This is a genomic window from Humidesulfovibrio mexicanus (genome assembly GCF_900188225.1).
Lineage (GTDB): Bacteria > Desulfobacterota > Desulfovibrionia > Desulfovibrionales > Desulfovibrionaceae > Humidesulfovibrio > Humidesulfovibrio mexicanus.
On the sequence record NZ_FZOC01000009.1, the window covers coordinates 13,257 to 25,820 of the forward strand.

The 12,564-nt window shown below is 67.1% G+C and carries 14 protein-coding genes; 8 read left to right on the forward strand and 6 right to left on the reverse strand.

Annotated features, from left to right (window positions below; genetic code table 11):
* The 3 genes from CHB73_RS15090 (at nucleotide 1) to CHB73_RS15100 (ending at nucleotide 2,220) form a co-directional block, all read left to right on the forward strand.
* Entirely contained in the window at nucleotides 1–771 is a 771-nt protein-coding gene (locus CHB73_RS15090; protein WP_089275439.1) for a hypothetical protein, read from the forward strand.
* A 62-nt stretch (nucleotides 772–833) separates the two neighbouring features.
* Nucleotides 834–1,298, forward strand: coding sequence for a LysM peptidoglycan-binding domain-containing protein (locus CHB73_RS15095; protein WP_089275440.1), 465 nt, complete (start codon nucleotides 834–836; stop codon nucleotides 1,296–1,298).
* Between the two features lie 256 nt (nucleotides 1,299–1,554).
* Nucleotides 1,555–2,220 (forward strand): SPOR domain-containing protein, encoded by a 666-nt coding sequence (locus tag CHB73_RS15100; protein ID WP_089275441.1) that lies wholly within the window; start codon nucleotides 1,555–1,557, stop codon nucleotides 2,218–2,220.
* Here the strand turns inward: CHB73_RS15100 and CHB73_RS15105 are convergent.
* The 4 genes from CHB73_RS15105 to cysK form a co-directional block, all read right to left on the reverse strand.
* Nucleotides 2,204–2,500 carry an integration host factor subunit alpha gene (locus tag CHB73_RS15105; protein WP_089275442.1) on the reverse strand — a complete coding sequence of 99 codons (297 nt, stop codon included), beginning with the start codon at nucleotides 2,498–2,500 and terminating at the stop codon, nucleotides 2,204–2,206. The two genes, CHB73_RS15100 and CHB73_RS15105, sit on opposite strands and share 17 nt — an antisense overlap.
* A 26-nt stretch (nucleotides 2,501–2,526) precedes the next feature.
* Nucleotides 2,527–2,943, reverse strand: coding sequence for an HIT family protein (locus CHB73_RS15110; RefSeq protein ID WP_089275443.1), 417 nt, complete (start codon nucleotides 2,941–2,943; stop codon nucleotides 2,527–2,529).
* A gap of 126 nt (nucleotides 2,944–3,069) precedes the next feature.
* Nucleotides 3,070–4,029, reverse strand: coding sequence for a serine O-acetyltransferase EpsC (gene epsC / locus CHB73_RS15115; protein WP_089275444.1), 960 nt, complete (start codon nucleotides 4,027–4,029; stop codon nucleotides 3,070–3,072).
* Nucleotides 4,026–4,964 carry a cysteine synthase A gene (gene cysK / locus CHB73_RS15120; protein WP_089275445.1) on the reverse strand — a complete coding sequence of 313 codons (939 nt, stop codon included), beginning with the start codon at nucleotides 4,962–4,964 and terminating at the stop codon, nucleotides 4,026–4,028. Before cysK ends, epsC begins: the two co-directional genes overlap by 4 nt.
* A gap of 285 nt (nucleotides 4,965–5,249) precedes the next feature.
* Between cysK and CHB73_RS15125 the strand changes: the two genes are divergently transcribed.
* From CHB73_RS15125 to feoB, 5 genes are all read left to right on the forward strand, one after another.
* A complete protein-coding gene (locus tag CHB73_RS15125) occupies nucleotides 5,250–7,175 on the forward strand; it encodes a heavy metal translocating P-type ATPase (protein WP_089275446.1) in 1,926 nt (641 codons plus the stop codon).
* 11 nt (nucleotides 7,176–7,186) lie between these two features.
* Complete coding sequence (locus CHB73_RS15130; protein WP_089275447.1) at nucleotides 7,187–7,651, forward strand: MarR family winged helix-turn-helix transcriptional regulator; 465 nt, start codon at nucleotides 7,187–7,189, stop codon at nucleotides 7,649–7,651.
* A gap of 85 nt (nucleotides 7,652–7,736) precedes the next feature.
* Nucleotides 7,737–8,141 carry a hypothetical protein gene (locus CHB73_RS16595; protein ID WP_143337419.1) on the forward strand — a complete coding sequence of 135 codons (405 nt, stop codon included), beginning with the start codon at nucleotides 7,737–7,739 and terminating at the stop codon, nucleotides 8,139–8,141.
* A gap of 42 nt (nucleotides 8,142–8,183) precedes the next feature.
* Complete coding sequence (locus tag CHB73_RS15140; protein WP_089275449.1) at nucleotides 8,184–8,423, forward strand: FeoA family protein; 240 nt, start codon at nucleotides 8,184–8,186, stop codon at nucleotides 8,421–8,423.
* Nucleotides 8,424–8,428: 5 nt separating this feature from the next.
* Complete coding sequence (gene feoB, locus CHB73_RS15145) at nucleotides 8,429–10,684, forward strand: ferrous iron transport protein B (RefSeq protein ID WP_089275450.1); 2,256 nt, start codon at nucleotides 8,429–8,431, stop codon at nucleotides 10,682–10,684.
* 145 nt (nucleotides 10,685–10,829) lie between these two features.
* Here feoB and CHB73_RS15150 read toward each other — a convergent pair whose 3' ends face one another.
* Together CHB73_RS15150 and CHB73_RS15155 are read right to left on the reverse strand one after the other, a co-directional pair.
* On the reverse strand, nucleotides 10,830–12,071 hold the full coding sequence (locus tag CHB73_RS15150; protein WP_089275451.1) for a tetratricopeptide repeat protein: 1,242 nt from the start codon (nucleotides 12,069–12,071) through the stop codon (nucleotides 10,830–10,832).
* Nucleotides 12,072–12,186: 115 nt separating this feature from the next.
* Nucleotides 12,187–12,480, reverse strand: coding sequence for a hypothetical protein (locus tag CHB73_RS15155; RefSeq protein ID WP_089275452.1), 294 nt, complete (start codon nucleotides 12,478–12,480; stop codon nucleotides 12,187–12,189).
* Between the last annotated feature and the right edge of the window lie 84 nt (nucleotides 12,481–12,564).

Consider the following 12,564-nt stretch of genomic DNA (forward strand, 5'->3'; position numbering starts at 1 on the left):
ATGTCCAAGACCTGGATTCGGGCCAAGCTGCCGGAGTTCGTGCGCGACATGTTCCGCAACTTTTGCATGTCGTGCAAGGCGCTGGAGCAACAGTTCGGCTCCTTCGACCGCGAAGGCGCGGTGGCCTTCACCATCCTGCGCGACCTGATCGGACAGGAGATGGACAAGGGGCTCTTGTGGCGCATGAAGGACACCTCCCACCACGTGTTCCGCAACGACCCGGAGACCCCGCTCACCGGGCAGTTCCTGGACTGGGGCCTGGGCTACATCTTCCACGAGACCATCAAGCTCAAGGAGGACGCCTACCAGGCGTTGACCTACGCGCCGTGGTTCCTGGCCCTGCGCGGCCGCGACCTGCCCGAGGCCGAACGCGTGGTGGTGGAGGAGCTCTTCCAGGTGCTGCGCCAGACGGAAGAAAGTATGCGCCGCGAAATCGACCGCATCCGCTTCATCATGAGCCAGTGCCGACAGTTGTTCCCCATCTACCTGGCCCGCCACAGCGAAAACGCCTTGCTGGCGCGCTACCTGTTCTCGCAAAACCAGCTGGTGCGCGAAGTCTTTGGCGCGGATTACGCCAACCTCGTGGCCACCATTTACGGCGAGCACCCGGAACGCATGTTCGTGCTGGCGGCGCAAAGCCTGCGCCTTGGCGGCTGGGTTGACGAAGCGGCGCTCGCCGTGCAAGGCGCTTTGGCCATCAATCCGAACGAGCGCCTTGTGCTGCAGGAGAAAAAAATTCTCGACAACTGGACGCAAAGAATGGTTGGTTAAGCTTGACAGGTTCCGGCGGCCAGGAATATCTTGCAGTTCCCAACTGGAGGAGGGAGTTAACTATGAAAAAGTTCATGCTGCTGACCATCGCCTGCTGTGCTGTTTTCGCCCTTGGCTGCTCCAAAAAGGTCGAGCCCGCACCGGCTCCGGCCCCGGCGCCCGTCGTTGAAACCCGCGAAGCCGCCCCCGCACCTCTGTCCCCGCGCCAGATCTACGAGGCCGACTACGCCAAACTGCCCACGTCCTACACCGTGGTGAAGGGCAATTGCCTGTGGTGGATCTCCGAATTCAAGGAGATCTACAACGACCCCTTCATGTGGCCCCTGATCTTCAAGGCCAACCGCGCCAAAATCAAGAACGCCAACCTGATCTACCCCGGCCAGGTGTTCGAGATTCCCCGCGCCTTCTCCCTGGATGACGCCAAGGCCGCCCGCGTGAAGGCCGGCAAGTCCAAGAAGAAGTCCGCTCCTGAGAGCAAGGCCAACCTGCCCGCGGACATCCGCGAGGCCCTGGGCTACGGCTTCTAAGACCCGCAAGGGCACAATCGGCTAAGGACGGCGCCCGGTCGAAAGACCGGGCGTCTTTTTTTGCGTGTGGCGACACGAACCAAAAGACTCGGAGCCGACCACGGACGCGAACGAAGCCGAGACCGACAGGCGAACGCCCTTGTGGATTCTCGGCCCATCCCCGCCTCAGCCCCTTGCATTCCAACACGCGCTGCCCTATTCTAGACTTTGTTTAACAAACACGGCTCCCCCACCCGTCCAACGCACGGAGGCCCCCATGAACGGTCCACGCCTGCTTTCCCGCGCGCAAGCGCTGGCCCTGGCCGGGCTCATCCTGCTGCCCGCCTGCGCCCCGCGCAAGTCCATCCCTTCCGACCCGCCAGAAGTGCGCACAGAGGCCGAGGTGCGCGGTGAACGCAAAGGGCCGCCGCCCCCGCACGGCGAGCGCGTCCCGGACACGCGCCCGGTGACCCACGACACGAGCGACGTGGTCGTCGCCGAGGTCACGGACCCGAAACCCTCCAATCCGCCCGCCGCGTCCAAGCCGACAGAGCCCAAGGCCAAGGCGGCCGCCCCCAAGGCGGTGCCCGCGCCAGAGGCCAAGGCCGAAGCGCCGAAGCAGCAGACGGCCGCGCCCAAGCCGGAGCCCTCGCCAGAGGCCAAGGCCGACGCGGCCGAGCAGGCCGCCAAGGCGGACCCGGCGGCCGTCCCCAGGACCCCGGTGGTGCAGATCGCATCCTTTACGACGGAGAAGAACGCCGAGGCCGCGCGGGCCTGGCTGACGGGAAAAGGATATGAGGAGGCGCGGGTGGCGCGCGTGGAGCAAGGGCAGACGGTGTTTCACCGCGTGCAGGCAGGCCCCTTCCAGGACCTCGCGGCAGCCCGCAAGGCCCTGGAAGAGCTCAAGGCCGACTGGCCCCAGGCGTTTATTCCTGCGGATTGAGCTCCGCGCGGAATTTACGCGACAGGCGGAACACAACAACCTTGCGCGGCGGCAGGGTGATGCTTTCGTTGGTCTGGGGGTTGCGCCCGCGCCGCGAGTTCTTGTCGTAGGCCTCGAACTTGCCGAAGCCGCTCACCAGCATGGCATGGTCCTTCTTGATGGCCTGCTTCATCAGCTCAAGGGTGGTCTCGACGAGATCCTTGATTTCCGCGCGGTTGCGGTCCGTCTTCTTGTAGATGGCGTCGACGATGTGCGCCTTGGTCAAAGTCTGCCCGCTCATGAAACCTCCGTGGGGTTCCCGTTTGTTCAGCCCAGAGCCGCCGCGATGGCCTGGGCGAGCTTGCGCATTTCCTCCGTACTCTCGTAGGCGTGCTGGGTCCAAAGGGTCAGCCCGTCCCCGTCGTGGCGCGGAATAAGGTGGAAGTGCGCGTGGTGCACCAATTGTCCGGCGGACTCGTAGTTGTTCATGCCCACGTTCAGTCCGCTGGCGCCGGTGGCCGTCATCACGGCCCGGCCGACGTTCTTGAGGGCGGCGAGCATCTCGCGCCCCAGGTCGTCGGGCAGGTCGAACAAGGTCGCGTAGTGCTTCTTAGGCACCACAAGCGCGTGGCCCTTGTTCACCGGGGCGATGTCCAAAAAGGCGTACACCCCGCCCTGGTCATAGATCTTGGCCGAGGGAATCTGCCCGGCGATGATCTTGCAGAATATGCAGTCCTGGCTCACTGTGCTCTCCACTGTTTAAACACGCCAACTGTCGCCAATCATTACGCGTCTGCCACAAATAATTCAAGTCTTTTCCACCGCAACGCGCAACAAATTATCGGTTCTCCCCAGCCGCAACGTCCAGCGTCATATTCCAGAGCCGCTGATGAAAAACTGCTCGGGCGCGCGCGCCTGCACAACGCGCGCGCCCGGCGCCACATCGCTGGTGACCCACACGTTGCCGCCGATGACCGCGCCCCGGCCGATGGTGACCCGGCCCAGGATGGTGGCCCCGGCGTAGACCGTCACATCGTCCTCCACGATGGGGTGCCGGGCCAGGCCCTTCACCAGGCGCGAGCCCGTGTCGTCCTTGGGGAAGCTCTTGGCTCCCAGGGTTACGCCCTGGTACAGCCGCACGTTGCTGCCGATGACGCAGGTCTCGCCGATGACCGTGCCGGTGCCGTGGTCGATGAAGAAGCGCGGGCCGATGTGCGCGCCGGGGTGGATGTCGATGCCGGTGTCCGAGTGCGCCATTTCCCCGATGATGCGCGGGATGATGTCCACCCCCAGATGGTGCAGCTGGTGGGCGATGCGGTGGTTGGTGAGCGCCTTGATGCTGGGATAGCAGAAAATGGTTTCGCCGGGGCTCTTTGCCGCAGGGTCGCCGTCAAAGGCGGCCTGCACGTCGCTTGAAAGCAGCTCGCGCACCCTGGGCAGCCGTTCCACGAACCGCAGCGCCACCGCGCGGGACCGCTCCGCGCAGTCCAGGCAGGGCTCGCGCCTGTCCCTGGTGCACACAAAGCAATACCCCCGGTTGATCTGCTCGGACAGCAGCTTCACCACGCGGTCCAGCGCACTGCCCACGTAAAAAGGCATGGTGCGGCCGCTCACGTCCGGCGGTCCGAAAAAACCCGGGAACAGCACCGCGCGCAGCAGCTCCACCACCTCGGCCAGCACCTCCAGCGAGGGCATGGGCTGGTCGCGGTTGACGTGGTGGCAGGCGGCCTCGCAGGCCGTTGGCGCGCACAGCCGGGCCACGGTCTCAGCCAGCACGGCGTCCTTGTCCAGGTTGGCGGCGTTCGCGTCGGGCGCGGCGTCTTCGCTCATGCGCCCTCCTCCCCCTCGGCGAACAGCGGGGTGGACAGATAGCGCTCCCCGGTGTCGCACACGATGAACACCACGGTCTTGCCCGCCATCTCCGGTCGGGCGGCCACGGCCAGCGCGGCGAAGGCGTTGGCTCCGGAGGAGATGCCGCAGCTGATCCCCTCCTCGCGCATGAGGCGGCGCGCCGTGGCGAAGGCGTCCTGTGCCGTCACGGGGAACACCTCGTCATACACGCCGGTGTCCAACACCTGGGGCACAAAGCCCGCGCCGATGCCCTGGATCTTGTGCGGCCCGGCCGCACCGCCGGAGAGCACCGGCGAGTCGCTGGGCTCCACGGCCACCACGCGCAGGCCGGGCTTGCGAGCCTTGAGCGCCTGGCCCACGCCGGTGATGGTGCCGCCCGTGCCCACACCGGCCACGAAGCAGTCCACGCCGCCGTCGGTATCGTCCCAGATCTCCAGGGCCGTGGCGGCCCGGTGCGCTTCCGGGTTGGCGGGATTGGCGAACTGCATGGGCATGAAGGCCCCCGGCGTGGCGGCCACCAGCTCTTCAGCCTTGCGGATGGCCCCGGTCATGCCTTCGGCCGCGGGGGTCAGCACCAGCCGCGCCCCGTATCCGGCCAGCAGCTTGCGGCGCTCCAGGCTCATGCTCTCCGGCATGGTGAGCACAAGCGACAGGCCCTGTATGGCGCAGATGAGCGCCAGCCCGATGCCGGTATTGCCGCTGGTGGGCTCCACGATGAGGCTCTGCGGGGTGATGCGCCCGTCCGCCAGCGCGGCCTCGATCATGGAGGCGGCGATGCGGTCCTTCACGGAACCGCCGGGGTTGCGGGACTCCAGCTTGGCCAGAACCTGGGCGGAAAGCCCGGCGGCCAGCCTGTTCAACCGCACCAGCGGCGTTGCGCCGATGAGTTCGGCCATGGACTGTGCGATGCGCATGGAACGCTCCTTGTTTCACGACGACGCAGCGGCCCACTGGCCGACTGCACTCAGCCGACATCCGTCGACTGAGTGTAACCATCTGAAACCATGCGGCAAGGGGCCGCACTGTATTTTCCACCCGCCCGTTCGGCTACGGCCCTATTCACCCCCACAATACCTGTTTCCGCACAACTGTCCACGCTGCGGGTCAAATGGCGCACGTTTGTCGCATCAACTTCACTTGACACTCAAATATTTTTAAAGCTAAAAAGCCATCACATCAAACGACAAGGAGCCCCCCAAATGATTGGACGCTTTTCCCACCTTGGCGAATACCGCGAGCTGTTCCGCAAACGCGAGGTGCTCCAATGCCTTTCGGGCGGTGCACTGGCCCTGCTTTCCTGGGCGTGGGCGGAGCGCGGGCTTGAACCGGCCTGGGCGGCCATGGCGCTCGGCCTGGCCGCCGTGGCGGTGAACGGGCTGCCCATCGTCTGGGGCGCGGCGCAGGGGCTTTTGCAGCGCCGCGTCAACGTGGACGAGCTGGTGGCGCTGGCCATCACGGCTTCGCTCATCCAGGGCGAGGTGCTCACCGCCGCCGTGGTGGCCTTCATCATGGCCCTGGGCTCCCAGTTGGAGGAGGCCATCAGCGACTCGGCCCGGCGTTCCATAGAATCGCTGGCGGCCATGACCCCGGAGGAGGCCACGGTGATCGGCGAGGACGGCCCGCGCACCATGCCCGTGCAGGGCATCCGGCCCGGCGACAGGTTGCTGGTGCGCCCGGGTGAGCGCATCCCCGTGGATGGCGAGCTTCTCTCCGGCACGGCCGCGGTGGACGAGTCGAGCATCACCGGCGAGTCCATTCCCGTCGAGCGCGGTCCCGGCGACACCCTGCTGGCCGGAACCCTCAACCACAACGGCGTGCTGGAGCTGCGCGCCTCGCGCATCGGCGCGGACAGCACCCTGGGACGCGTCATGCGGCTGGTGGAGGAGGCCGAGGCCCACAAGCCGGAGGCCGTGCGCTTCGTGGACTCCTATGCGCGCTGGTTCACGCCCCTGGTGCTCACCCTGGCCGGTTTGGCCTGGGCCGCAAGCGGCGATCCCTCGCGGGCCGTGGCGGTGCTGGTGGCGGGCTGCCCCTGCGCGCTGCTGCTGGCCGCGCCCACGGCCACGGTGGCGACGGTGGCGCGCGCGGCGCGCGCCGGGGTGCTGGTGAAGGGCGGGGCGCAGCTGGAAGCCGCCGCCACGGCCGACGCCGCGCTGTTCGACAAGACCGGCACCCTCACCCTGGGCCAGCCCCGCGTGGACGAGGCCGCTCCCGCCGCGGGGGTTGGCCTGGACGAACTCTTGTCCGCCGCCGCCGGGGTGGAACGCCACGCCGCGCATCCGCTGGCCCGGGCCGTGCTGCGCGCGGCCGAAACGCGCGGCCTCGCCATTCCGGAGGCGCAGGGCGTTGTGGCCGAAGCGGGCCTTGGGGTGCGGGGGCGGCTGGTCATGAACGGAACACACCGCGCAATCGAGGTGGGCGGCCCGGCCCTGCTCGCCGGGCGCACCCTGCCGCCGGAGCTGGCGGAACGCCTGGACGCCATGCGCGCGGCCGGAGCCACGGCTTTGGTGGTGCTGGCCGATGGCGCGCCCCTGGGATTGCTCGCCATCACGGACACGCCCCGGCCTGGCGCGCGGCGCACCCTGGACGCCTTGCGTTCACTCGGCATCACCAGCCTGGAAATGCTCTCCGGCGACGAACCAGCGGCCGTGCGGCGCATGGCCGATTCCCTGGGCCTTGCGGACGCCAGGCCCAGCCTCAAGCCCGGCGACAAGGGCGAGGTCATCGCCGCGCACCAGCGTCACGGCCGCCGCGTGCTCTTCGTGGGCGACGGGGTGAACGACGCGCCCGCCCTGGCCCGCGCCGACCTCGGCGTGGCCATGGCAGCGGCGGGAACGGACGTGGCCCTGGACACCGCGGGCATGGCCCTCACGCGCGACGACATCACCCGCCTGCCCTTCGTGGTCTCCCTCTCGCGCCGTATGCTCATGGTGATCAAGATGAACATCGGCCTGGGGCTTCTGTCCAACACCGTGGCCGTGTACGGCGGCATGAGCGGCCTGCTCTCCCCGATCGCCGCCTCGCTGCTGCACAACGCGGGCTCCATCCTCGTGGTGCTGGCTTCCGCAAGCCTGCTGCTGTACAAGGACCGCACCCCGGCCCCGGAGACCGCACCCAACGCCTAGGAGGACACGACATGACCGGCCAGAACGCCCATGCGGGCGCCTGCGGCGCCGACGAAGAGGAGCGCCGCACCGACGCGTTCACGCGACTGCTCATCGAATTCTACGAACGCTTTTCCTCCTGGGAACAGGATGTGGTGCGCGGCACGGGCATCACCCTGCAGCAGATGCATACCCTGGAGATCCTCGGCTCTGGCGGCGAAATGCGCATGAAGGAACTGGCGGGCAAGATGAGCATCACCACCGGCTCCCTCACCGTGCTGGTGGATCGGCTGGTGCGCGCGGGCCTGGTGGAGCGCATCCCCAATCCCCAGGACCGCCGCTCCATCCAGGTGGGCCTGACCCCCGAGGGACGGCGGCTGTTCAAGGAGCACCACGCCCTGCACGGCCAGCTGAGCCAGGACATGGCCGGCGCCCTTGCCCCGGAGGAACTGGCCCGGTTCATGGACATGCTGGCCAAGGTCGTTGCGCGGCTCTAGCTCGGCCTGCAACTGATTCTGATTTTCATCCTCTTCCGCCGCCGACATCCCCGCCAGCCTTCCGGCGGCGGTTTCACCCTTCGTCTTGCAGCGCAACATACGGCAATCCATTCGCAACCGTTTAGAAACGCAAGGATTGTCAGGCGGCAGCGTCCGTCATGCCAACGGCGTGCCGCGTCTTTTTCCGCGCCAATCATTGACATCGAAAATCATTTTCAATAGAACCTTTCCGACGGCACAGGCCCGGGTGGGCGTGCCGCGCAAAGGAGCAAGCGGCATGTGGCAGGAGATACTGGTCTATCTCACCATCGCCCTGGGGGTGTGCCTGACCCTGTGGCGGTTTCAAACCACGCTCGGCAGGCGGACCCTTGTTCATGAAGACGGGTGCGTCGGCAAGAATTCTTGCGGACGTTCCGGAATGGCCGGGCTGGCCGACCGGAAACACCCCAATGGGTTCGGCGTTCCGCGCCGGGAAGACCAGGCATGTTGAACCGCGCGGGGGTGTTCCCGCGCATTCGCAGAGGAGGGTTCCATGGATTCGTGTCTATCGTTGCGCCACGCGCAGTTGAACCAAAGAATGCGCATCTGTTCCATTGACGCCGACGGCGAACTGGGTCGCAGGGTACGCGACATGGGCCTTGTGCCCGGAACAGAGGTCACCGTCGTGGGCAAGGCCCCGCTGCGCGATCCCGTGGCCCTGCGCCTGCGCGACTTCACCATGACCCTGCGCAACAAAGAGGCCGACCACATCACCGTGGAGCCGATGGAGTAACCGCCATGTCAACGACAATCACCATCGGTCTTGCCGGCAACCCCAACTGCGGCAAGACCACAATGTTCAACGCCATCACCGGGGCCCACCAGCATGTGGGCAACTGGCCGGGCGTCACCGTGGAAAAGAAAAGCGGCGTCATCCGCCAGGGCGAAACCGTCCTTGACATTGTGGACCTGCCGGGGACTTACTCCCTCACGGCCTACTCCGAGGAGGAGAAGGCCGCGCGCAACTTTCTCACCGACGACAAGCCCGACGCGGTCATCAGCGTGCTGAACGCCGACGCCCTGGAGCGCAACCTGTACCTCACCGTGCAGATCATGGAGCTTGGGGTGCCGGTGGTGCTGGCCCTCAACATGATGGACGAGGTGCGCAAGGGCGGCAAAGACATCGACGTGGGCCTGCTTTCCACATTGCTGAACTGCCCCGCCGTGGAGACCGTGGCCCGCGAGGGCAAGGGCAAGCACCAGCTGCTGGACGAGGCGGTGCGCATCGCCAAGGGCGCCAACGGCAAGGCCGAGCCCCTGCGCATTTCCTACGGCATGGACCTGGATCCCGTGCTCGACGAGATGGAGGCCATCATCGAGAAGGCCGGGCTGCTGGCCGCCAAGGGCCCCGCCCGCTGGGTGGGCATCAAGTACCTGGAGGCCGACTCCTCGGTCATCCGCCAGGGGCGCGAACAGGACGCCAGCACCTCGGCCCGCCTGGAATCCCTGGTGGACAAGGTCGCGCAGCACCTCAAGAAAACCCTCAAGGCCACGCCGGACGGCATCATCGCCGACTACCGCTACGGGTTCATAGCGGGCATCACCAAACAGGTGGTGCGCTACCCCGAGGACCGCGCCAAGCGCATCCGCCTCTCCGACCGCATGGACAAGCTGCTCACCCACCAGCTGGCCGGACCGGTGATCATGGGCGTCATCATCTATCTGCTCTACACCGTCACCTTTGTGCTGGGCGAGTACCCCATGGGCTGGCTGGAAGACGGCTTCGGCTGGCTGAGCGACACGGTGACCGGCGCCATGGCCGACGGGCTGCTGCGCTCCCTCATCGTGGACGGCGCCATCGGCGGCGTGGGCGGCGTGCTCGGCTTTGTGCCGCTCATCATGATCATGTTCTTCCTGCTCTCCGCCCTGGAGGACTCCGGCTACGTGGCGCGCATGGCCTACATGCTCGACCGCGTGTTCCGGGTGTTCGGCCTGCACGGCATCAGCGTGCTGCCCTTCATCATCTCCGGCGGCATCGCCGGCGGTTGCGCCGTGCCCGGCGTCATGGCCGCCCGCACCCTGAAAAGCCCCAAGGAGAAGCTGGCCACTCTGCTGGTCGCTCCCTTCATGACCTGCGGCGCAAAAGTGCCCGTGTTCCTGATGCTCGCCGCGGCCTTCTTCCCCGGCGAAGAGGCCGCCATCATGAGCGCCGTGACCTTCAGCGCCTGGGCCGCAGCCCTGCTGGTGGCCAGGCTTCTGCGCTCCACCATAGTCAAGGGCGAAAGCACCCCCTTTGTCATGGAGCTTCCCCCGTACCGTATGCCCACCCTGCGCGGCCTGTGCATCCATACCTGGGAGCGCAGCTGGGCGTACATCCGCAAGGCCGGTACAGTCATCCTGGCCATCTCGGTGATCCTTTGGGCGGCCATGACCTTCCCTGCCCTGCCCGAGGACCAGGCCGCGCCCTTTGACGAGCGCATCGCCGCCATCGAGGCCCAGGCCGAGGCCGCCAAAGCCGCAGCCCCTGAAGCCGCAGCTCCCGAAGCCGCAGCTCCCGCCGCCGCGGCCTCCACGACCGAAGTCGCGGAAGGCGAAGAGCCCGCAGACCCCTTTGCCGAGGCCGTCGCCGCGGTGGAGGCCGAGAAGTCCGAGGCCGAGCTGCGCAACTCCCTCGCCGGACGCGCCGGCGTGGCCCTGGAGGGCATCAGCGAGGCGGCCGGATTCAACTGGCGCGTGAACATCGCCCTTATCGGCGGGTTCGCGGCCAAGGAAGTCGTGGTCTCCACCCTGGGCACCGCCTACGCCCTGGGCGAGGTGGACGCCGAGGACGCCGCCCCCCTGTCCGAGAAGATCGCGGCGGACGACAGCTTCTCCAAGGCCGCGGCCATGGCCCTCATGGCCTTTGTCATCCTCTATGCGCCCTGCTTCGTCACCGTGGTGGCCATGGCCAAGGAGGTCGGCTGGAAGTGGGCCGGTTTCTCCATGGTCTTCAACACCGTCCTGGCCTACGCCGTGGCCGTCGTCATCTACCAGGCCGCACGCCTCGTGGCCTGATCCCTCCTGTCACACCCACCCTCCCTCGCACCTGCGCGCGGGTCTCCGGAGATAGGCTCCGGGGACCCAAGCGCCGCCCGCCCCAAAAACAGCAAAAGCCGGGAGGCCAACCTCCCGGCTTTTCTTCTGTGCCCTCCTGGCTTGGCTAGCAGCCGTGCCTGCGGATCACCGGCGGCGGCGTGTAGGTGGGCGTGGCCGGAGTGACCACCGGGTGCGTGGTGCTGGTGGGCAGCACGCCCTGGGCCGCGCTGGCGGCCTCGATGCGCTGGCCCACCACATCGCCCGAGGACTGCTGGCCGATTGTGATGGTCACGCCCACGGGAACATGGTCCCTGGCCAGGCGCGCCAGCATGAAACTGGAGTCGAGCTTCGCCGCGCGGGCGAAATGCTCCTGGGCCGCAAGCCAGTCCTGCTTGTCCAGCGCGTCGAGCCCTTGGCCGTAGGCCACGGTGGCCTCGAAGCTCCGCGTGTGGTAGCTGCGCAACAGCGTCCGTCCCTGCTCCGGGTCGAGCTGGATTTTGTTCACCTCGACGATGCGCGCAAGAACCTGCTTTTGCAGCTCGAAAAACTTTTCCTTGGCCTCGCTCAGCCCGAAGGAGCCGACCACATCGCCCTGCCTGGTGGAGGCCACGCTGCTGGCCAAGCCCAGCTTGCCCGAAGCATCGTTCATGCTGCCAACCACCAGCCGTTCCGCGCCGAGCATCCGGCCCGCCCTGGGGGCAGTGGCCGGATCCACAGCGCCTGTTGCGCCGAGGGCCAGCTCGTCCAGCAGGGCCTGCATCCGCGCGCGCTCCACCACGCTTATGCCCTTGATCTGCGCCAGGTCCGAGATGGTCATGGCGGTGAGCGCCTTCTGCAGGGGCACCAGTTCCTGCCCGCTGCCCGCTATGGCGAAGTTGAACACGGCGTAGGAGTTGTCCTTGGCGGCCGCAAGGGACCGCTGGCCCTCCGCGGCCAGGGCCTTGCGGGCCAGCTTCTTGCTCTGCTCTATTTCCACCAGGGTGATGAGGCGGCCCACCTCCTGCGCCACCAGCGGCTTGCCGGGGTCGTTGAAGGCGCGCCAGGCCGCAAGCGCCTTGTCCTGCTGGTCAAGCTTCACGTAAGCCCAGCCCAGGTACACGTGGCACATGCTGGCCTTGGGCTCCTGGGCCAGGGCGCGCTCCAGCTCGGGGATGGCGCGCGCGGCGTCGCCGCTTTTGAGGTAGGCGTAGCCCAGCAGCTCGCGTGCCTGCCAGTTGGCGGGATCCGCGGCCGCCTGGGCCTGGAAGTCGGCGATGGCCTCGGCGTAGTTTCCGGCGCGCAGGGCGCTGGTGCCCTTCATGGCGGCGTTGCACCCGGCCAACACGGCCGCGCAACACAACAGCGATACGGCGAAACGGGTCTTCATGCGCGCCTCCCTGCCCGAATGCGGGCATCGGCCGTTGCCCCTGGCGGGCGAACGCGGGTCGTTCGCGGAAGGAGACGGCCCGGTTTGTGGCCGCCCCCTCCCGCCATGACATGTCCTACTTGCCGCCGACCTTGACGCTGCCGACGTTGGTCTCGCTCTTGACGTTGTGGCCGTAGCCCACGTTGGTGACGCTGCCGGCCTTGCCCTTGATGGTGATGTCGCCGGTCTTGGCGCCGTCCTTCACATCAACGGAATGCACGTTGGTCTTGGCCTCCACGTTCTGGCCGGAGGCCACGTTGGTCACGTTGCCCACCTTGCTGTCCACGGTGATGTCGCCGGTCTTGGCGGCGGCGAAAGCCAGCGCGGTGCTGGCCAGCACGATGATCATGCTCAGTGCGAACTTCTTCATGGTCTCCTCCTGAATTTGCGGGTTCGATGGCCTTCTCTTCCGTATGCGCAAGGGGGAGGGGGTTCCCCCGCGGGGGGCGTTCGC